Origin of the sequence: Desulfosporosinus cupriresistens (assembly GCF_001707885.1) — a bacterium.
GTDB lineage: Bacteria > Bacillota > Desulfitobacteriia > Desulfitobacteriales > Desulfitobacteriaceae > Desulfosporosinus.
Genome location: NZ_MASS01000002.1, coordinates 88787 through 107324, shown reverse-complemented (window position 1 = coordinate 107324; position 18538 = coordinate 88787). Strand labels below are relative to the sequence as shown.

Sequence of the window (18538 nt, the reverse complement as noted above, 5' to 3'; positions counted from 1 at the left end):
GTTGTGGTTCGTGGCTCGAATATCGAAAGCTGAATTTAGCGCATGGATAAGTCTGACTGAGCTTCAGTTCAAGTTAGACGCCATAGGAAGAAGATTTTCTTCATGATTTAGGATCAGTATGCAGATCAAATAAGAATCCTACAAACATATAGGAAACTAAAAAAAGGATCATTGCCAGTTCTGTGTTGAATAGAGCAATAAGGGTTGCCTGGCCACAGATACAGGCCCGAAAATTAGTTGCCAAAGAATAATAAGTTCTTTCTCCCTGAGGGTTTTTAAAGAAAAGATACCCCGTCCACAGTTCCAAAAAAACTGTTAATCCAGCTAGGATAAGGAAAATAGTGTTGACCCTAGCTTCAATATAATGATTAAAATATAGTGACGCGAAGATCGCTGCGGGAAGAAAAGCAGAGATTGCAGCAAGATACCTGGATTTCTCGATCCCCAGCAAGACGATTAGCGTCCGTTTTTCTGTGGCCTTATCCCCTTCATAGTCTTTGAAATAAGTATAAAAAGTCATCAATCCGTTCATCACAGCTACTAGGATTAACACCGAAACCCGGCTGGGTGTAAAATACGGGGACTGAGTTGGGCCTGCTGCCAAAAACCCGAAGGCTGTACACATGGAAATCATCAGTCCAAAGCAAATATTACCGAAAATGCCATAACCTTTGGCGTACTCATATAAAATGTTCAAAACTATTCCCCCGATTGCAGGAATAAGGGCAATTGGTTCCAGATACAGGTATGTAATCAATAACGTTATGATCAGCAGCGCACCTGTTAAGAGCAAGGCATTTCCTGGATCCAGTTCACCGGTAACCATCGGACGGTGAGGCGCATTGACCTTGTCCTCTTTCAAACCTAAGTAGTCATTGATAATTTGGTTAATCCCCCAACTGAGAAACAGCATGCTCAATATTAAGGCTTTTTTTTCCGTTGCCGGAATTATTTCCACTGTCTGAAAGGGAGATTTGGCAATATATTCGTAAAATGCCATCCCGATCCAACCTGAAATTCCGGTTACAAAAGCGTAGTAAAGCCTCATTGATTTGATGTAAGCCTTAATGAATTTTACCATTTCAAACCCCACAATCATCGGAAAGCTCCTGGAGTCTCGTTTTGATAAATCCATAATCAAAGGAAGAACAAATTCTCCTATCCTGACCATCTAGAATCCGATAGTGCTCCGAGACTATATTCTGCTGGATTCGAAATTCATCAGTCCACTTAATATTTATCCACCACACCTTCCCCCCCATGGTTTTTTCCTTACGTTCATAATCGGTAAAGGCTAAAGAAAGGATAATATCTTGTGGGTCCCCTCCAAAGGTCATCTCTAATATTTCACTATTTCTAAAAATTGTACATAGGGTTACAGAACCCGCCCAACTCAGAGTGGATCGGCCTTTTTCAATCTGAACGAGGGTCTTCTTGGATATACCCAAAATGTCAGCCATTTTGTCCTGCGTAAATTGATTTTCAATGCGGATAAGTTTTAATTTTTCAGAGGCCTTATTTATAAAATCAAGTCTGGTCATAAAGTAACACTCCTTGAGTGTAATTTTACACTATCGGTGTCATTTGTAAATAAGGTAATAGCAAGATACCAAAATTAAATAGCAAAAAAGATGCCTGTCAGGCACCAATTGTCTTTCTTGAAAAAGGGGACTACAATCCCTCACTTAAGCTTGCAGCAAAAGTGGCCTGTGTTCTGAATTCGACGATTGAAGAGATCTTTATTTTCGAAGACAGCGATTTAGAGTAGATTTTTTGCTAAAAAGTCTGAAAACAGTGTTATAATTCGTTATCTATAAAATTCAAAGGAGGCAAAAGGTATGCCACAAGAAAGTTATGATTTAAAACGCCGGGCTAAAGAACAGTTAAGTGGCAATTGGACCCAAGCGGTTATCGTATGTTTTATTGCGTGGCTTCTTACACAGGCCTTTGCAAACGGAAATGAGATTCAGACTCTACGAAATGTATGGCAGAATGGTGAACTGGTTAGTGTCCCTACGACCAGGCACTCCTCAGGCCTGGGTGATTTAGTGTCCTTCATTTTAGCAGGTCCAGTAGCCCTCGGGGTAGCAGGCTATTTCGTTAAGCTGATGAGGAATGAAGGACCAGTAATCAAGGATATGTTTGGCGGTTTTAAATTTTTCCTCAAAACATTTGTTCTGAATCTTTTGATAACTGTTTTTACGCTATTATGGATGTTACTTCTTATTATTCCAGGAATTATTGCCATCCTAAGATATTCCATGGCCTATTATATTCTGTGCGATAACCCTCAACTCAGTGCCTTAGAAGCCTTAAAACGAAGCAAACTCATGATGGTTGGTTATAAATTTGACCTATTTAAGTTATGGTTAAGCTATTTAGGGTGGTTCCTTTTGGGAATAATAACACTCGGTATAGGGTTTTTGTGGGTTATTCCTTACTACAATACTGCTTTGGCTAACTTCTACCAGGACTTGAAAGATTATGGGAATTAAATACCCATAATTGGGGTTCTGTACACATATCGTCCAAAAGTCCGGTAGAGGGACCAGTGCCCAAAACTCAATATTGAATGTAACAGAACTAAATAAGTTACATTTAGCTGATTAAATAGACATAATTTTCATTGAGTTTCTATGTATCGGTAACAACTAGCAACTTATTCCAAGTTTAAAGCAGACATCGACGCAATCTATAAAATGGCTGCAAGCCCTTGTGGATATGACTGATAAACGACGTATGATGTGCGGTAGCGCCTTCTCTAAAAAACAACTCTCTAGGTACATGTTTTCCCAACCTAATGCGTTCTTCATATGCGAACTAGGGGCTGTGCTGAAACTTTGTTTCAGTACGGTCCCCTTCGTCGTTATTAATGCAATAAACTCCATAAAATGTACAAAAAAAGAAAGACGGCAACCATCATACACTGAAGGCTGCCATCTTTCTCATATTATGGGCTATACAATGTAGGCCCCATTCTAATTTAACCTTGGTCATTCCTTTGAGTATAAATCGCCTGACACCAAAATTGCCTTTGATATTACCAAAGACGCTTTCGACTTCTACTGGCCTCAGACTTCGCATCTCTAGACCGTACTCACTCGTTAAGTTAGCCCGCGCTTGAGCTTTTAGTTCATTACCTCGTCTATTAATGTAAATCCGTTTGTTGAATTCTGGTTTATCCGTCTTCTTTATACATCGATCCCGATAGGGACAATCCTTACAGTCGTCGCTTTCATAAACACGGACTAAACTTCGATACCCGTTTTTGCTTTTTTGAGTTTTTTCGTAGCGGAATCTCAGTATCTTGCCATACCCACAAGTGTATTCGTCTTGTTTTTCGTTATAGTGCCAATTCTGTACTCGGGTTAGATCTGCCTTCCATTTACGAGTTGTTTCTTTGTGAAAGGTGTTGTATTTTATGTAGTTTCCCACTTTGGCTTCTTCGAGATATTCATAGTTTTCTTCGCTACCATATCCGGCATCCGCAACGATGTTCTTTGGAAGTTTGCCACCTAGTTCTTTTTTTTACTCCCTCTAAATGCTCCTTCATACAGCTGGTATCTCCCGCGGATCGATGGATGCTATAACCTACTACAAATTGGTTCTCTGTTCCTATTTGGACATTGTAACCGGGCTTTAACTGCCCGTTTTTCATGTGATCTTCTTTCATTCTCATAAAGGTTGCATCGGTATCGGTTTTAGAATAACTGTTCCGTTCGGCAAGGAGTTCTTCCTGCTTTTCGTATTTCTTCATTCGAGGCAGGTAATCGCGCTCCATCAGTTTTTTGGCTTTCTTTAGTGTTTTATGTGGGGTTCGTGGTTAACTTTTCATCGATTCTCTGTACGGCTTCTTCTATAGCTTTGGCATCAATTGGTTTTTCTTCGCCCAACTCCTCTAGGTTTCGATCCCCATATTCGTTCTGTTCTTCATCATTAGTATGTTGGGCATACAGTAAAAGCTCTTTGCATTTTTCTCGAAGCTTCTCTTTGTAGCGCTTGGTTGATTTCCCCCAGACCCAGCTGTACTTGTTAGCATTGGCTTCTATTTTGGTTCCGTCTAAGAAGTAATTTTCTAATTTGATGTGTCCTTGCTTAATTAATAGCTCGACCACTTCACTAAATACTTCGAGGATGATGTCTTTCATTCGCTCGCCACGGAAGCTATTAATGGTTTTAAAGTCGGGTACATTGCCACCGCAAAGCCACATATACATGATGTTTTCTCGCGCAGCTTTTTCAATTCGTCTACTTGAATATATTTTATCGGCATAGGCGTACACCAGCAATTTTGTCATCATAACTGGATGAAAGCTGGATCGACCTCCTCCTGGATATTTGGCAAATAGAGGTTCTAGGTTCATTTGATCTATAGCACTATTGATGACTCTCACCATATGATTTGCTGGTATTAAGCATTCTAAGTCAATGGGAAGGCTCAATTGTTTTTGATTATATTCTTTGAAGACGATTTTGTTATGCACTTTTTGTCCAGGCTTTGACATTCTAATACACCTGCTTTTGCGTTTTCTTTCTACATATATTTTACCATTACTCCACTCTAAAATGGCAAAAAACAGTCTAAAACTTGCATTTTAGACTGTTTTTCTTAGCTGTGTTTTCACACAGCCCCTTCAATGAGAGAGGCCTAAACTATTATAGTTTTTGACAGAACCACAAACGATAGAAAAACTGTAACTATTATTAAAGTTTCTACTAGATAAACTGTCTGAATGCCATTGAGATTGATAACATTAAATTGAAAAAGCCCTGATAATATTATTAGAATACTAACGATAATAAAATAACTATAAAACATTCCCTTTTCTCGTATCAGTTTTGAACGTTCGTCATTTTCCTTAAATTGAGGGTGAAGATAAGCAAGGCAAAAAGCCATAACACTGATTCCGAACATTACAAGTTCTTGTCCGGTTGGAAAGACACCTCTAGTAATAGAGGATATGCCAAATATCCCACTAAATAACAAAAAGATGAAACCAAAAAAAATGTAAAGTCGTTGTCCAAATTTATTATCCATTTTTATTACCATCACACCTTTTCTTTGTAGTTTTATTTAATTAAAGTCTTGATACTAAAGAAATTAAATTATTTCTTCACCTTCTTTAAGGCTGGTAATAACCCTACTACGATAAACTCACCTTGATATATTTCGAAATCTACCTTCCTTAGTGTTTTTTCATGATACATTTCCCCTCTCCATAGTTCTGATATTTAGAGTATAAAAGGGGTACAAAAGGTTACAAGTTAATGGCGAACTTTTAAAGAAAAATACAGTTGTATAGCCGATAATTACATACCTGGGATAATTGACTTAGAGTAGGGAAACCCGGCGTCTTACTGTTAAATATTGTCTTAGCGTGTGTTTTAAGTCATTTGGTTGGCAGTACCCCTAATTCCCCATTCGCTTCTCCATCGCTTTGATTAAAAAATCATTCAGTATTTTTTTATACTCGCCATGCACCTGGGGATCAATCTTTGCCAGCAAATCCATCTCATAAGTCAGTTCCTTGAACGCTTTGTCCAAGGTCTCGTAGCGAAAAGCAACTTTACCGGTGAGCAGCTTGATCTGGGCAGCAGCGAGCTCGTTGCTAACCCTTTGGTAGCTCTTCAAATTCGAATTTTCTGTGAGTTTCTTATTCTCCATGACCTTTTTCTCAACATCCTGCTGAAGTTCTTGCTTGGACTTTCGTAAATCATTGGTTTCTTTTTTCAGGTTGTCGCACTCCCTGGCCAGCTGCGTGTTTTTCTCCTTTTCGTCATTAAGGGCTGTCTGGAGACCTGCCTTCTCTTGTTGGGACTGTTTCAGATCATTAACCGCCAGCTGCAGCTCACGGGTAGTTAGGCTTTCAATATCTATATCATTGATGAATTGCGCCCGATCCTCTTCCGGCACCCCCAGAAGAATGAGCGCGTGGGTGTAGCTCAAATTCGGCAGTTCCAGGGCCTGCGCTTCTGAGCCGCGTAAGGCGGGCTGTTGGAGCCCGTACGCATCGTAGAGGCGCATCAGTTTTTCAGCCCTGCTCTGGGAAAAGCCCACGGACTCTTTCAGCCACTTAGCCCATTCCCCAAACTTGAACAGGCCCTTGGCCTCTGTCAGCCGCCGGCCGATTTCGATAAAGTTGTTAAGAACCATTTTCTCGGTTTGGTGTTTAATGATATTAATTTCAGCCGCGATTAATAGCGGCGTGCGCTCGGAGATAATATCACCCATATTATTCACGGATCCTTTCTCTTCCTTATCCATATAATATGGGACTATCCCGACAAGGGTGAGAGCTTTCTCCTCGGCTTGTCCCCAAAATCGTACGCGCGTACGATTTTGGGGACAAGCCCAGCGGGTCGGCATTACCTGTTTTATCTTCCTCAAGAATCCTTCCTTTGGGGAAATCCCCGGAATCCGCGCTCTTCGGGGTAGCTTGTTAGTCTGGATAATATGTGACAAGCAGGAAGAGTTGTGTCACCTTTGGACAAGGGAAATCATAAACTGTACGGACAAGCCGCAATTTATGCAGCCTGTCAATCCAGAGGAAAGGAGGTGAGTATGATGGCGGTCGTTGTAACTCCTTTGAATTCGGCACTGGTTGTCGTATACCAGGCCGGGCTCACCGCCCTCGGCGCTCCGATAAAAAGGCAGAAAGGCCTGAATTACCTGAGATTCGAGGCCTCAGAACAAGCTGTTCACGATGCGGCCCATGCTTTATTCAGCCTGTCCCAGAATCCGGTGCTCGACGTACTCTACCGGAAGACCTTTGAGCTGACTGATGAATAACTAGCTGGAACCTGATGTAAGGAGGTGGAACTATGTCCCTCTCAACAAGTAAGGTGGTCAGGTTGACGTTTAATACCACAGGCGGCAAAACCTTCGCGATTACGATTTCTAATCCGAAGGAAAACCTGCAGTTGACTGAAGCCGTGGCCGTTATGGATTCGCTTATCGCAAGTGATATATTCTTAACGCCCAGCGGTGCCCTGACTGGAATACGGGATATAAAGGTCATTGATACGACAACCAATGACCTTTACGACCCTCCCCAGGCCTAGTCGCCCCCTTTTAGCTTTAAAGACAGGGTTAATAACCCCCAGTTTCAACTGAGGAGCAGACTGCTGACAACGTCATATTTGTCGGCAGTCACCATGCTATTGACCTTGAAGGAGACACCGCGCGACTCCAGCCCAAATGACGACAATGCACCTATGGACCGACGATGAGAGCGTCCGAGATCGCTGCAAACGCATTTCGTTCCCGGAGATGTTTTCAACATAAGGGACAACTGGACACACCTATTTTTCCTTTTGCGGTGAGTTCTGCTCCCACTAGAAGTTGCTCCAAGCTTAACTAAGCTAGCTTAGTCAAACTCAAAAATGGCAATTTTTAATCATATCCTCCGGACACGGCCTCCACTACGTCAAACTAGCGATTGAGCGGTCCTTCTAACTATGTTTTCTTTGCATGAGGACCATTCTTTCCACGTGCTTTGAGTAGACAATAATGATGTCGTCAGGACAGGGTAGTTCCTTGGCGGAAGGATATCTTTCTAGGAAACTCTTCTCCGAAACTGTCTGCCTTCAATTCTCTTATCCGCACATTTATTGTGTAAGCATAATTTTATCAACTCAATACTTTGGAAGTACTGCTACAATATTACCAATAAGTAAAAATTACGTGCAATAAAACTTTCAAAATATATTGTGGTTTGAGAGTTTTTCAGCGGCTATTTCCTGCAATGCTTCTACAAGAGAAAGATTTTTGTCTATATTATCTTTGTGGAAGATAGGAAGGAAATTATTCTGGTCTGACCGTTCTTTTGACCAGTTGCCACCAAGCAATCCATGAGCCAAAGTGCCATAGGCAATAATTCCAACTCCCAATTCTTTTGCAGCAGGCAAAAGCTCCTTTTCCATCTTACGGTTGAAAAGAGAATATTGCATTTCTACAAAACGAATAGGATGGACAGAATGCGCCCTTCTTAATGTTTCGGCATCCACTTCGGATAGTCCGATATGTTTGACATATCCAGCTTGAACTAGCTCGGAGATGGCTCCGACTGTCTCCTCGATAGGTATGCCAAGGTCAATTCTTCCCGGCTGGTATAGTAGTGTAGGGTGTCCTGCAACCGCTACTTCGTCTTAGTGGGGTGAAGTACCTATTTTTTTTACATTCCTAAACTTTCATCTATTATAATTACCTCCGCGTCAACACCTTTCATCTTCTTAAGATGAATATTCAATGTATTACATATCCTGTCAGGGCTTGAGCAATTATAGCAGCGATCGCCCTTAACTGCACAAGGATTTTTATAACCAAAACGCTTTACATTTTGGGGAGCAGCGATGTTACGAGCACGCCATATAGCCTTTTCAAGAGTAGGTTCAATTTTGTTTGTCCCAAATACAAAGATAACTTTTTTATGTCCAAATAATGAGCCTGCAACTCGATTTCCAGTCCCATCAATGTTCACCAGTTCACCCGTTTCCGCTGCTCCATTAACTGATGTGAAAAACACATCGGTCAAAAGTGCTTTTTGAGCAATTTCTTTGAATTCAAATCCAGAATATTTTCCTGGATCTACCACTGAATTATGCTTCGATAAGAGTTCTGCAAGTTTCATTGATGCAAGCGTTGCCGAATCTCCAAACCCAACGGTATACCCGTTTATATTTGCATCAACATATTCCGCTGCCGCTGTCGATGTTTCAAAAAAAAATAAAACCTTATAACCATTATGTTTCAATGATTGAATGATTTTTTCGTACTTCATTGTTGGACTTCTCCTTTTTGATAAAATTCATTATGTTGACAGAAACCATTCCTAATAAAATTAATAATGTCCCTAAAATTCCCATAAGACCCAAACTCTCATTTAAGAATATCCTCCCTAAAACTGTTGCACTGGCAGGACTAATGGCACAAAACAATCCAGCACGTTCAGAAGTTGTACGACTCTGGGCCAGCGGTTGGAGTGTAAATCCGAAACCGCTGCAAACGATTGCTAATATAAAGATAATTCCCCACTCAGAAAAGGTTGCGGGTATATCAGGGGTCTCAAATAGAAAAGCAGCAATTATACTGTACAGCCCAATAAATCCCACCTGCAAAATTCCAAGTGTCAAGGGATCATCTTTTCGGCTGATTCTATCTGTTAATATGATTGAGCAAGCGTAAAATATCGCAGCCATCAAACATAGAAATTCTCCTGCTGACAAAGAAAACGAACCGCTTTTCAAAGTTAGCAAGGCAACTCCCAAAAGAGATATAACTGAACTCACAATTACTGGAACTTTAGGAGGTTTTCTGCGCAGAACTGCTTCAAAAAGCGGAACAAATACAATAGCGGTGTTTTCCAGAAATGCAACGGTAGAAGCATCCGTCGTCTTAAGACCAGAAACTTCCGCCGCCATAACTGTAAAAAAAGCTGCTCCCAGCAGCATTCCTCTAAAAAGTGTCCTGCCGGAGGCGCATCTTAATCGTTTCCATCCAAATGGCAACAGGAAAAGAAAAGCAATAAGAAATCGTAGACTAAGAAGCGAAAAAGTCCCCATATCACGAATACCGATTTTTGTCATTACAAAAGAAGTGCTCCGCGCTAAAATTACTAAAACAAGCAGTATTTCCGCTTGTTTCTGCGAAAATGCTCTGTTTTTTATGTAAATCTTCCTCCCTTGCATCCTTGATAATACACCTTGGAGTAAGTCTTCATTATTGCCCTCAATATTCCTCATTATTATTTGATATAGCATTAAGAGTATCATAACTAAATACCGTTGAAAAATGCTTATAATACCCCTATAATATAAATAATACTTTATATTATAGGGGTATCTAAATGACGGAATTGGAAATAGAAGCATTTCTAACAGTGATAAAAACAGGCAGTATTACAGCTGCAGCTAAGTATCTGTTCGTGACGCAACCCGCACTCAGTCGCCGTATTCACGCCTTAGAGAGTGATTTAGGATACTCTTTAATAAAGCGCAAAAAAGGGGTGCGTACAATTGAGCTTACAAATCAAGGCAAGGCATTCATATCGGTAGCTGAGAAGTTACAGGCTGTATGGCTAGAGGCACAGGAAATCACAAATCTTGGCAACAGTAAAATATTTTACGTATCCTCTATAGGTAGTGTTAGTTCTTATATTTTGCCCTCTGTCTTTCGCCTCTTTATGAAAGACCATCCGGACTGCCGTCTTGTCTTCCATAACCATCATTCAAGGGAAGCATACAGCTATATTGAATCGAGACAAATTGATTTGGCACTTATATCTGATAACCAATTTTCACGAACAACAGAAACTGTCCCCGCTTTTCGAGAAAAGATGCTACTTGCCACAAACGGATTATCAGAATTGGAAGAAAAGGTTCATCCCTCAGTGCTTGAGGTAAAACGAGAGATACGACTTCCGTGGAATCCCGAATATGATTTATGGCACGACTACTGGTTTGGTTCCACTGCTGGATCTAAAGTAATCCTTGATCAAATGTCGCTATTAGAGGATTTTTTAAATGAAAACAATACATGGGCAGTAATTCCAGCAACTGTAGCATACCACCTTGTTAAGAATAAAGACGTCACTCTTCACGAATTGCTTGATCCTCCACCAGATAGAATAATCTACTTTTTGATACCCAAGAATCAAAAAAACGGTTATGTTGAATCATTCCTTTATAAACTAAATTATATCCTCCAAGATCGGGAACTGGTAGAATCTTTTCTGTAATAAATAGGTGTTTATACCTTTTAACGATGCCTATACTTTTTAACGAAAGGTAAGATTTTTGGGGGTGCCTCTTTGAACGACAGAGTGCAAAAACACAAAAAGCACCGTCTCAAACGATGCTTAATCTACCCTAAAACGCCGAAAAGCCCAGTATTACTGGACTTTAGTAAAAACACAAGCGTCTACAATCGACGTTGGAAAACTCAGCCATATAATGTCACACACCGACTACACAGACCACTTTATTTAGGAAGAATGCCTTATGTTAAACGTAACAATACTATGAAACGTTATAAGTGTAGCAATCCTTTAAAGAGAAAATTAGCTTCTATAAGTTATCGGAGGCCACCTCATTCCTATTGTAACGAGGTGGCTTGTTGTTACCCCCAATAGTCCTTTTCTGATCAGAATTCAATTCTACCCATTCACTTTTTCCTCCACCCTCATCCCACTCTTTAATTCAAATACAAAATGCGTCGGTGTGAGAATTTTGGTATGCTACCCCAGATAGGACAGTGAAATAAAAAACTGTTCAGTCTGGGGGTAATTATGTCACAACAGAGAAAAATTCCAGTAAATGAGATGGTACGAATAGTAGAATTGTATCTCTTAAAAGGATATTTACTGCAATATTTATGTCTATCGCCAACCAGATTCCCCTTGAGCAATGCTCTGCGTTCCTTCTCATCCTGAACTTTATCAAATATCTCTTTGGGGATGATCGGCTGGTGGTTATCATTGACTATATACTTCTGGGCCTGACCTTTATTCTCTTTGCGCTTATGATTGAGGAAATCAACAGTGATCGTTTTTTGTAATAGTACGTCTCCATAATACTTCTCATTTTCCAACATTCCGCTTATAGTTGAATCCCACCATCTTTCACCTCCAGTAACGGTTTTTCTTTTATTTTTCATTAATCCTTTGGCAATAGCAGCATAGCTTTTGCCCTCCAAGTATTCCCGAAATACCCTGCGAACTAGTTCTGCTTGTTCTTCATTTATAATGAGTTCACCATCTTCATTTTTATCATAGCCGAGAAACCTTGTTGTATTGACGAGCACTCGACCACTTTCAAACTGTCTAGCTATCCCCCACTTGGTGTTCTCAGATAATTTTCTACTATCATCTTGCCCCGAGGATACAAAAAAGATGCCGTGTGAAGCTGATATCCCCTTGGCGGAATCGTTTTTTCACAAAAGCGTTTTACGGCATTACCCTTATACCTGATTATTTTAGAATTTTGTGTATCAAGAGGTGATCCAATTCCATCAATGATGGAATAATCGAATTCCAGTAAAACACATTACCATATTATATTTGTCACAGGTATCAATAACGTTATCGTCTCTGATGGATCCGCCCGGTTGTGCGATATATTTTACACCACTTTTATAAGCACGTATGATATTATCGCCAAAGGGGAGGAACGCATCCGAGGCTAATGAAACATCCGTTATCTGCTCTAGCCATGCTTCTCTTTCTTCTCTTGTAAAAATCTCCGGCTTTGCTTTAAAAAAATACTCCCAATTACCATCTGTTAGTATATCCATGAAGTCATCACTAATATATAAGTCTATACAATTGTCTCTGTCAGCTCTTTTAATTTGCTCCATAAAAGAAAGATTCAATACTTTGGGATTCTGACGTAAGAACCAGTTATCCGCTTTCTGTCCTGCCAGTCTTGTGCAGTGAATTCTGGACTGCTGTCCAGCACCAATTCCAATTGCCTGACCACCTTTTGCATAGCACACAGAATTTGATTGAGTATATTTCAACGTAGCGATTGCAACAGTAAGATCAATCTTAGCCTGTTCAGACAGAATTTTATTTTTTGTAACAATATTTTCAAATAATTCATCTTTAATAACGAGTTCATTTCTTCCTTGCTCAAAAGTTATACCAAATACATCTTTTCGCTCAACAAGCTTTGGAATATAATCCCTATCGATCTGAATTATGCAGTAATTCCCCTTTTTCTTATCACTTAAAATAGAAAGTGCTTCCGGTTCATAAGAAGGAGCAATAATACCATCAGAAACCTCATTTTGAATTATTTTAGCTGTGGCAATGTCACAGACATCGGATAATGCTATAAAATCTCCATACGAGGACACTCTGTCTGCACCTCTTGCTCGTGCATACGCATTTGCTAATGGAGATAATTTCATATCATCGGCTATCCAGTAAATTTGGCGCTCTACATCCGTTAGAGGAATTCCGACGGCAGCACCAGCGGGAGAAACATGCTTAAAAGATGTTGCAGCAGGAAGCCCTGTTGCTCTCTTCAATTCTTTTACTAATTGCCATGCGTTCAATGCATCCAGCAAATTGATATATCCCGGTCTGCCATTTAAGATTTGAATTGGAAGTTCGCCTTCTTGCATGAAAACTTTAGCAGGTTTTTGGTTTGGATTGCATCCATATTTTAATTCATATTCCATCATATATATACCTCCCTGAAATAATATATATAACAAAAAACCGCCTGGAAACCTCAAACGGTTACCCAGACGGTCGGCTTACAAATCCTACTGCGCTCCCCGTGGTTTCTTCCACTTCCGTCAGTTACGCAGTTTCTATTTCAAATATACCATAATTTACTTAATAGATAAAGGTAATTTCAAAAAATAAGTGTTATAGATTTGCCAGTCACTAATTACAAAAAATACAAATCTATTACATTACTATTCTGAAGCCATATTGCCTTATTCTTAAATCTTGATATATTCCTTCAAGGTATTTCGTCAGCTCTTTAATTATTATTTGGTTAAAGTGCAAATACTCGCCCAAACCCCTTATTTATCAATGCTTTCCCCACGCTCAAGCAAGCAAACCGTTTCTGTATGCGCCGTCCATGGAAACATATCCACGCACTAAACTACTCAATCTTCTCCAACCTATCGTATAAATCCGTTCTTCTCTCCTGATCCCAAGAACTGTAGATCATTTCGGACAGCTCGGGGGGGATGAGGTAGGGACTTTGCACTATAGATTAGAACATTTTTTATCAGCCCAAAGCAAATATTAGCGAAAATACCATAACCTTTGGCGTACTCATATAAGATGTTCACAACTTTTTCCTCGATAAAGGTGGGCGCCAGTCAAGTTTTCTTTAAGTCTGTCAACCGTTAATCCTACTCAACATATAATATTAAGCAAGTCATTAAATCATATGTAATTGTGAGGGGATAACAACATGAGAGATAACTTTGATAAGCTTGCCGAACGCAGAATTCAGGAAGCTATAGCCCGCGGTGAATTCAAAAACCTGAGGGGTGAAGGAAAACCTGTAAAGATTAACGGCCTTTATTTTCTACCCCAAAAACTTAGAGCAGCGTACACTGTTCTGAAAAACTCAGGGTATCTCGACAAAGCCATTCAAGAAAACAAACGGTTTCCGTCTCCCATAACTGAAGAATTAAACCTACCTAACGTGAACCCTTCTATTTCAAAACAAGAACTTTCGGCAAAGATCTTTGATCATAACGTGATGATGGATTGTCTACGCAGAAGATAATAGTTAGTTTCTTTTCCAATTAATATCTAATCTGTTAACACTAATCATGAGAATGAATAGGAGAAGCATCCCCTAAACCCATAACTGCTGTTTTAATGCGCTGCAACCCATCTTCCAGCACCGAACGAGGGCAGCCTAAATTGAGCCGTTCGAAGCCTTCTCCACCGAGTCCAAATGAATAACCGGCATTTAGACCTACACCCGCCTTATGCACCAAGAATTTATGTAATTCTTTCGGTTCCATCCCTAACGCTCTAAAATCGAGCCAGATCAAATAGGTGCCTTCCGGTTGAATCGCCCGAATCTGCGGTAGCTCCTGATCGAGGAACGACATTAGAAATTCCACATTTCCCTTCAAGTACTTCATTAACTGGTCTAACCAATCCAGACCATACTGATAAGCCGCCTCCAGCGCCGTTATCCCAAAAACATTCGGGTTATGGACACCTGTCAAGTTAAGTGATGCTTGAAACGCTTGACGATACTTGGCATTAGGAATGATTAGATTAGAGTTTTGTAAACCAGCTAAATTAAAGGTCTTGCTTGGAGCTGTACAAACTATCGATTGGGCAGCTAACTCTGGAGAAAGAGAAGCAAAAGGAAGGTGTTGATATCCCTCATAGATAAGATCACCGTGAATTTCGTCAGAGATAACTATGATATCATGGGCCAAGCAGAGCTGTCCTAAGCGTTCGAGCTCCCCTCGATCCCAAACTCTTCCGACAGGATTATGAGGGTTGCAAAGAATCATCATCTTAACACCACTCGCAAATTTCTCCTCCAAATCCGCAAAATCCATAGTATAGCGACCGTTTTCTAATGTAAGTTGGCTGTTAACAACCTCACGCCCATGATTCTGTATGGCATGAAAGAAGGGCGGATAAACTGGGGACTGAATAAGAATCTGCTCGCCGGGTTTCGTTAAACTCCGGATCAATTCATTCAGAGCAGGTACAATTCCTGGACTGAAAGCAATCCACTCTCGTTGGATCGCCCAACCATGACGCTTCTGCATCCAGTCGATAATTACTTGGTAATAGCTTTCCGTTCCGCTTGAATAACCATAAATTCCATGCTGCGCACGCTTCACTAACGCCTCAACTACGGCTTCCGGAGCTTTAAAGTCCATATCTGCAACCCAGAGTGGCAATATATCGGCACGGCCAAACGTTCGTTGATTGAAATCCCATTTTATACACCCTGTTTGTTGCCTGTCGGTTAGCTGATCAAAATCACACTTCATTTAATCGCACCTCTTCCTCATTTTGTTGTAGTTTAGATTACCACTAATCATAGATTAAGATTCAAATACACATCATCCAGCTCGTCTTGGGTTATTCCTATGTATCGTAAAGTTTCTCTCTGAGAAGAGTGATTTAGCAGCGACTGAATTCGGGTTACGTCCACCCCAGCTATGTAAGCATGGTAACCAAAAGTTTTCCGTAACGTATGCGTACCAATTTTGTCCTTAATTCCAACCATCTTTGCTGCGTCATTGATGATCCGATATGCTTGTTGCCGCGTAATCGGCCCACCGCCTTTGCGCGAAGGAAATAAGGCCATTTCAGGAAGAGTACCCAAGAGATATTCTTTTAACGCTTTGATTACTGTATCGCTAAATGGAAATGTCTTAGTCTTTCCTGTTTTCTTCTCTCGGATTGTAATCCGATCTTTAACTCTCCCCTTTTCATCCGTGACGTCAGATACCTTGAGCTTTAAGAGATCACTAACTCTAAGTCCGGAATTGATACCTAAGGTAAAAAGCACATGATCTCTCAGGTTGCTTCCTCGGAGGACCTTTTTCATTGCTTCGATTTTTTTTCGATCACGTATGGGTTCGACAAATTCCATGCAAAGCGCCCCTCCCTCTTTCACTTTAATTCAACGCGTGCAAACCCAAGTTCAATCGGTCTTAATAACGAGTTTTAGCCTAATGTGTCATAAATTAGTATACCACTTATTTATGACACATTGAAGCCTTAGCTCTAAAATTACCAAGCAAAGAAAAGAGCTGAAACCCATTGGTACGCATAGGTTTCAGCTCTTTTCTTGAATGTTACACACTCTCCTTGTGTAACATTCGATTAATGCTCTGAAAATCAATAGTAATTCATTGCTTTTGATCTGAAAGTTTCGTTTAAAAATTTATCTTTATACCATATTACTCCAATGGTATACTATATGTATTCCGGTATACCTATGTAAATTAGTTTTATAAACATGTTAAAGTATACTATATGAAAGTCGAGAGGTATCTACAAATGAGCGAAGAAATGAATATCGTAAGACCTGACTCTTATTCCGTCAAAACAACCTCAGATGTTACAGAGAGGATCCAAGAGTTAACCAAGAAGACCGGACTGAATCATAAGGATTTATTCGCTGCAATGGTGACGCGGTATTACACTGAGCTTGAGGCTGGAAGCGAGATTGATCGCAGTGATGATATGCAACAAATCCGGTATCATCTCAACCGAGCAGAAAACATCTTTATGGGGTCTTTGCAAAAGGTACAGGACCTAAAAAAAGATTACGCGGAACGCCTGGAAGTCCAAAAGGCGCAACATAAAGTAACTCAGGAAGATCTGCAGAAGAAAAACACCCATTTGGCAAAAGAACTGGAAAAACTATCAATTGCTCTTTTCGATGCTGAAGCCCGATTTAAAGAAACTACTGAACGTAATCAAGAATTGGAGGAAACCAATCGAGGCAACCGGATGACCATGGATTTATTAAGTCAAAAGATACAAGAGCTTGAGCTAAAAGCTGCAGCACTGGATCCACTGAAGGTTGAGATTACTGACCTTCAAAATAAAACCCTCTCCTACCAGCAGGAGCTTACCCAACTCCATTCAGAATTAAGTTCTGCTCAGCAAACTATTGCTAACCTCGAGCAACATCGGACTGAGATGGAAGAAGCTGCTCACAAGCAAGTAAAAGAACTGAAGGCCACTTATGAAAAGGACACTCAGCAGCTGCGAGATGTTCATAAGCTGGAATTAGACAAAACACTCCTTGAGTCTGAACGCCAAATTTTAGAAACCATCCAAAAGCTTAAAGAGGAACATGGACAGAAGATCGAAGATCTATTGGATAAAAACGACAATTTCAGGACTAAGAATCAAGAATTAACGGAGAAGATTTTCTCTTTGGAACTGGAGCGTTTAAGATTGAACGACTAATGATAAAAATATTAGTCCCCTGTTTTTGGGCAATATAAAACCGAATAATTGCCGTGGTTTGGCAATTATTCGGCTAATTTCTAATCCGTCCTATAGTCATAACCTTTTGTTTTTTCTGAGCACTTTGTAAGCATTTTCGGCAGAGGCAGTTATCCCTTTTAAGTCATAAATAAATTGAGACCTTTTATTTACTAAAAGCTCAGACGGTGATCCTGTAGTGTGATTTAAATCACATCAAAAGTGCTACTTTAATAACAGCACTACTCTCAGATTCGATATATACTGATTACAGCCTCAAATATTGGATTTAATCCTGCCCTTATTTATGAACCTGTACAAAAGATATCTGAAAGGGGTTATTATCATGAAACGGAACATTATCAAAATAGATGAAGAAAAATGCAACGGATGTGGCCTTTGTGTCAATGCTTGTCACGAAGGGGCCCTGCAACTGATCGACGGAAAAGCGCGGCTTGTTTCTGAAAGCTATTGTGATGGTCTTGGTGACTGTCTGCCCGAGTGCCCGACCCATGCCATCGTCCTTGAAGAGAGAGAAACTGTCGCTTATGACGAAGAGGCTGTTATGAAACATATGAACAAAAGCAAGCCACAGTCTGAACCTACTCTTGCCTGTAGTTGTCCAGGCACCCAGGCAAAACGTCTTGACAAGAAACAACTTGACGTCATACCAGTTCAATCCGGTGAAAACTTACAATCACAACTGGGTCAGTGGCCTTGCCAATTAAAATTAGTGCCGGTAACGGCGCCTTACTTTGATAACGCCCATTTGCTGATAGCGGCTGACTGTACGGCCTTTGCTTACCCCAATATTCATCAGAAGTTTATGCGGAACAAAATCACACTGATTGCCTGTCCTAAACTGGATAACATTGATTATTCGGAAAAACTGACGGCTATATTACAACAACACGAAATCAAAAGCGTGACAATTGTAAAAATGGAGGTACCATGTTGCGGCGGTATTCTGCAAGCTGCAAAGAAAGCCCTTTCCAACAGCGGAAAACTGATCCCCTGGAATGTTGTTACAATATCTACAGATGGGAGAATATTAGAGGATTAATCAATCATTCTTCGCGCAC

17 protein-coding genes, 2 pseudogenes and 1 riboswitch are annotated in these 18538 nt (G+C 40.3%); of the genes and pseudogenes, 7 read left to right on the top strand and 12 right to left on the bottom strand.

Annotation, left to right across the window (positions count from 1 at the left end; all coding sequences use genetic code 11):
* Nucleotides 1–100: 100 nt before the first annotated feature.
* Entirely contained in the window at nt 101–1099 is a 999-nt protein-coding gene (locus tag DSBG_RS01455; protein WP_242877375.1) for a UbiA family prenyltransferase, read from the bottom strand.
* On the bottom strand, nt 1083–1541 hold the full coding sequence (locus DSBG_RS01450; protein ID WP_068962451.1) for a helix-turn-helix domain-containing protein: 459 nt from the start codon (nt 1539–1541) through the stop codon (nt 1083–1085). Before DSBG_RS01450 ends, DSBG_RS01455 begins: the two co-directional genes overlap by 17 nt.
* A gap of 297 nt (nt 1542–1838) precedes the next feature.
* On the opposite strand from DSBG_RS01450, the gene DSBG_RS01445 reads away from it, so the two are divergent.
* On the top strand, nt 1839–2495 hold the full coding sequence (locus DSBG_RS01445; protein ID WP_068962450.1) for a DUF975 family protein: 657 nt from the start codon (nt 1839–1841) through the stop codon (nt 2493–2495).
* A 424-nt stretch (nt 2496–2919) separates the two neighbouring features.
* Here the strand turns inward: DSBG_RS01445 and DSBG_RS24270 are convergent.
* The 3 genes and pseudogenes from DSBG_RS24270 to DSBG_RS01430 form a co-directional block, all read right to left on the bottom strand.
* A pseudogene (locus DSBG_RS24270) lies at nt 2920–4505 on the bottom strand (IS1182 family transposase).
* 143 nt (nt 4506–4648) lie between these two features.
* Nucleotides 4649–5038, bottom strand: coding sequence for a hypothetical protein (locus DSBG_RS01435; protein WP_068962504.1), 390 nt, complete (start codon nt 5036–5038; stop codon nt 4649–4651).
* 372 nt (nt 5039–5410) lie between these two features.
* A complete protein-coding gene (locus DSBG_RS01430) occupies nt 5411–6232 on the bottom strand; it encodes a DUF3102 domain-containing protein (RefSeq protein WP_068962503.1) in 822 nt (273 codons plus the stop codon).
* A 333-nt stretch (nt 6233–6565) separates the two neighbouring features.
* Between DSBG_RS01430 and DSBG_RS01425 the strand changes: the two genes are divergently transcribed.
* Nucleotides 6566–6790: a DUF1659 domain-containing protein gene (locus DSBG_RS01425; protein ID WP_068962449.1), complete on the top strand. Its 225-nt coding sequence runs from the start codon at nt 6566–6568 to the stop codon at nt 6788–6790.
* 32 nt (nt 6791–6822) lie between these two features.
* Nucleotides 6823–7062, top strand: a complete 240-nt coding sequence (locus DSBG_RS01420) for a DUF2922 domain-containing protein (RefSeq protein WP_068962448.1) — start codon at nt 6823–6825, stop codon at nt 7060–7062.
* A gap of 636 nt (nt 7063–7698) precedes the next feature.
* Here DSBG_RS01420 and DSBG_RS21545 read toward each other — a convergent pair.
* The 3 genes and pseudogenes from DSBG_RS21545 to DSBG_RS01405 form a co-directional block, all read right to left on the bottom strand.
* Nucleotides 7699–8100 (bottom strand): annotated as a pseudogene (locus tag DSBG_RS21545) (aldo/keto reductase); the annotation flags it as partial.
* Nucleotides 8101–8174: 74 nt separating this feature from the next.
* On the bottom strand, nt 8175–8780 hold the full coding sequence (locus DSBG_RS01410) for a lactate utilization protein (RefSeq protein ID WP_068962446.1): 606 nt from the start codon (nt 8778–8780) through the stop codon (nt 8175–8177).
* Nucleotides 8743–9687 (bottom strand): DMT family transporter, encoded by a 945-nt coding sequence (locus DSBG_RS01405; protein WP_068962502.1) that lies wholly within the window; start codon nt 9685–9687, stop codon nt 8743–8745. The genes DSBG_RS01410 and DSBG_RS01405 overlap by 38 nt, the downstream gene beginning before the upstream one ends.
* Nucleotides 9688–9845: 158 nt before the next feature.
* Here DSBG_RS01405 and DSBG_RS01400 point away from each other — a divergent pair, with 158 nt between their 5' ends.
* On the top strand, nt 9846–10736 hold the full coding sequence (locus tag DSBG_RS01400) for a LysR family transcriptional regulator (RefSeq protein WP_068962445.1): 891 nt from the start codon (nt 9846–9848) through the stop codon (nt 10734–10736).
* A gap of 455 nt (nt 10737–11191) precedes the next feature.
* Here DSBG_RS01400 and DSBG_RS01395 read toward each other — a convergent pair whose 3' ends face one another.
* Both DSBG_RS01395 and DSBG_RS01390 read right to left on the bottom strand, forming a co-directional pair.
* Nucleotides 11192–11800, bottom strand: a complete 609-nt coding sequence (locus tag DSBG_RS01395) for a recombinase family protein (protein ID WP_068962444.1) — start codon at nt 11798–11800, stop codon at nt 11192–11194.
* A 207-nt stretch (nt 11801–12007) separates the two neighbouring features.
* Nucleotides 12008–13183 carry a phosphoribosylaminoimidazolecarboxamide formyltransferase gene (locus tag DSBG_RS01390; RefSeq protein ID WP_068962443.1) on the bottom strand — a complete coding sequence of 392 codons (1176 nt, stop codon included), beginning with the start codon at nt 13181–13183 and terminating at the stop codon, nt 12008–12010.
* Between the two features lie 53 nt (nt 13184–13236).
* Nucleotides 13237–13318, bottom strand: a riboswitch (ZMP/ZTP riboswitch).
* Nucleotides 13319–13935: 617 nt separating this feature from the next.
* Between DSBG_RS01390 and DSBG_RS01385 the strand changes: the two genes are divergently transcribed.
* Entirely contained in the window at nt 13936–14256 is a 321-nt protein-coding gene (locus DSBG_RS01385) for a DnaJ family domain-containing protein (RefSeq protein WP_068962442.1), read from the top strand.
* Nucleotides 14257–14296: 40 nt separating this feature from the next.
* On the opposite strand, the gene DSBG_RS01380 is transcribed toward DSBG_RS01385, so the two are convergent.
* Nucleotides 14297–15499, bottom strand: a complete 1203-nt coding sequence (locus DSBG_RS01380) for a MalY/PatB family protein (RefSeq protein ID WP_068962441.1) — start codon at nt 15497–15499, stop codon at nt 14297–14299.
* Nucleotides 15500–15546: 47 nt separating this feature from the next.
* The gene (locus DSBG_RS01375) at nt 15547–16107 is read right to left on the bottom strand and encodes a site-specific integrase (protein WP_068962440.1); all 561 of its coding nucleotides are present in this window, start codon (nt 16105–16107) and stop codon (nt 15547–15549) included.
* 410 nt (nt 16108–16517) lie between these two features.
* On the opposite strand from DSBG_RS01375, the gene DSBG_RS01370 reads away from it, so the two are divergent.
* Together DSBG_RS01370 and DSBG_RS01365 are read left to right on the top strand one after the other, a co-directional pair.
* Nucleotides 16518–17438, top strand: a complete 921-nt coding sequence (locus tag DSBG_RS01370; RefSeq protein ID WP_068962439.1) for a coiled-coil domain-containing protein — start codon at nt 16518–16520, stop codon at nt 17436–17438.
* 364 nt (nt 17439–17802) lie between these two features.
* Nucleotides 17803–18519, top strand: coding sequence for an ATP-binding protein (locus DSBG_RS01365; protein ID WP_068962438.1), 717 nt, complete (start codon nt 17803–17805; stop codon nt 18517–18519).
* The last annotated feature ends 19 nt before the right edge of the window (nt 18520–18538 follow it).

What these genes read in the sequence shown, in the direction of transcription:
- DSBG_RS01455 (WP_242877375.1), bottom strand. Translation starts at nt 1,099, where the DNA reads ATGATTGTGGGGTTTGAAATGGTAAAATTCATTAAGGCTTACATCAAA.
- DSBG_RS01450 (WP_068962451.1), bottom strand. Translation starts at nt 1,541, where the DNA reads ATGACCAGACTTGATTTTATAAATAAGGCCTCTGAAAAATTAAAACTT.
- DSBG_RS01445 (WP_068962450.1), top strand. Translation starts at nt 1,839, where the DNA reads ATGCCACAAGAAAGTTATGATTTAAAACGCCGGGCTAAAGAACAGTTA.
- DSBG_RS01435 (WP_068962504.1), bottom strand. Translation starts at nt 5,038, where the DNA reads ATGGATAATAAATTTGGACAACGACTTTACATTTTTTTTGGTTTCATC.
- DSBG_RS01430 (WP_068962503.1), bottom strand. Translation starts at nt 6,232, where the DNA reads ATGGGTGATATTATCTCCGAGCGCACGCCGCTATTAATCGCGGCTGAA.
- DSBG_RS01425 (WP_068962449.1), top strand. Translation starts at nt 6,566, where the DNA reads ATGGCGGTCGTTGTAACTCCTTTGAATTCGGCACTGGTTGTCGTATAC.
- DSBG_RS01420 (WP_068962448.1), top strand. Translation starts at nt 6,823, where the DNA reads ATGTCCCTCTCAACAAGTAAGGTGGTCAGGTTGACGTTTAATACCACA.
- DSBG_RS01410 (WP_068962446.1), bottom strand. Translation starts at nt 8,780, where the DNA reads ATGAAGTACGAAAAAATCATTCAATCATTGAAACATAATGGTTATAAG.
- DSBG_RS01405 (WP_068962502.1), bottom strand. Translation starts at nt 9,687, where the DNA reads ATGCAAGGGAGGAAGATTTACATAAAAAACAGAGCATTTTCGCAGAAA.
- DSBG_RS01400 (WP_068962445.1), top strand. Translation starts at nt 9,846, where the DNA reads ATGACGGAATTGGAAATAGAAGCATTTCTAACAGTGATAAAAACAGGC.
- DSBG_RS01390 (WP_068962443.1), bottom strand. Translation starts at nt 13,183, where the DNA reads ATGATGGAATATGAATTAAAATATGGATGCAATCCAAACCAAAAACCT.
- DSBG_RS01385 (WP_068962442.1), top strand. Translation starts at nt 13,936, where the DNA reads ATGAGAGATAACTTTGATAAGCTTGCCGAACGCAGAATTCAGGAAGCT.
- DSBG_RS01380 (WP_068962441.1), bottom strand. Translation starts at nt 15,499, where the DNA reads ATGAAGTGTGATTTTGATCAGCTAACCGACAGGCAACAAACAGGGTGT.
- DSBG_RS01375 (WP_068962440.1), bottom strand. Translation starts at nt 16,107, where the DNA reads ATGGAATTTGTCGAACCCATACGTGATCGAAAAAAAATCGAAGCAATG.
- DSBG_RS01370 (WP_068962439.1), top strand. Translation starts at nt 16,518, where the DNA reads ATGAGCGAAGAAATGAATATCGTAAGACCTGACTCTTATTCCGTCAAA.
- DSBG_RS01365 (WP_068962438.1), top strand. Translation starts at nt 17,803, where the DNA reads ATGAAACGGAACATTATCAAAATAGATGAAGAAAAATGCAACGGATGT.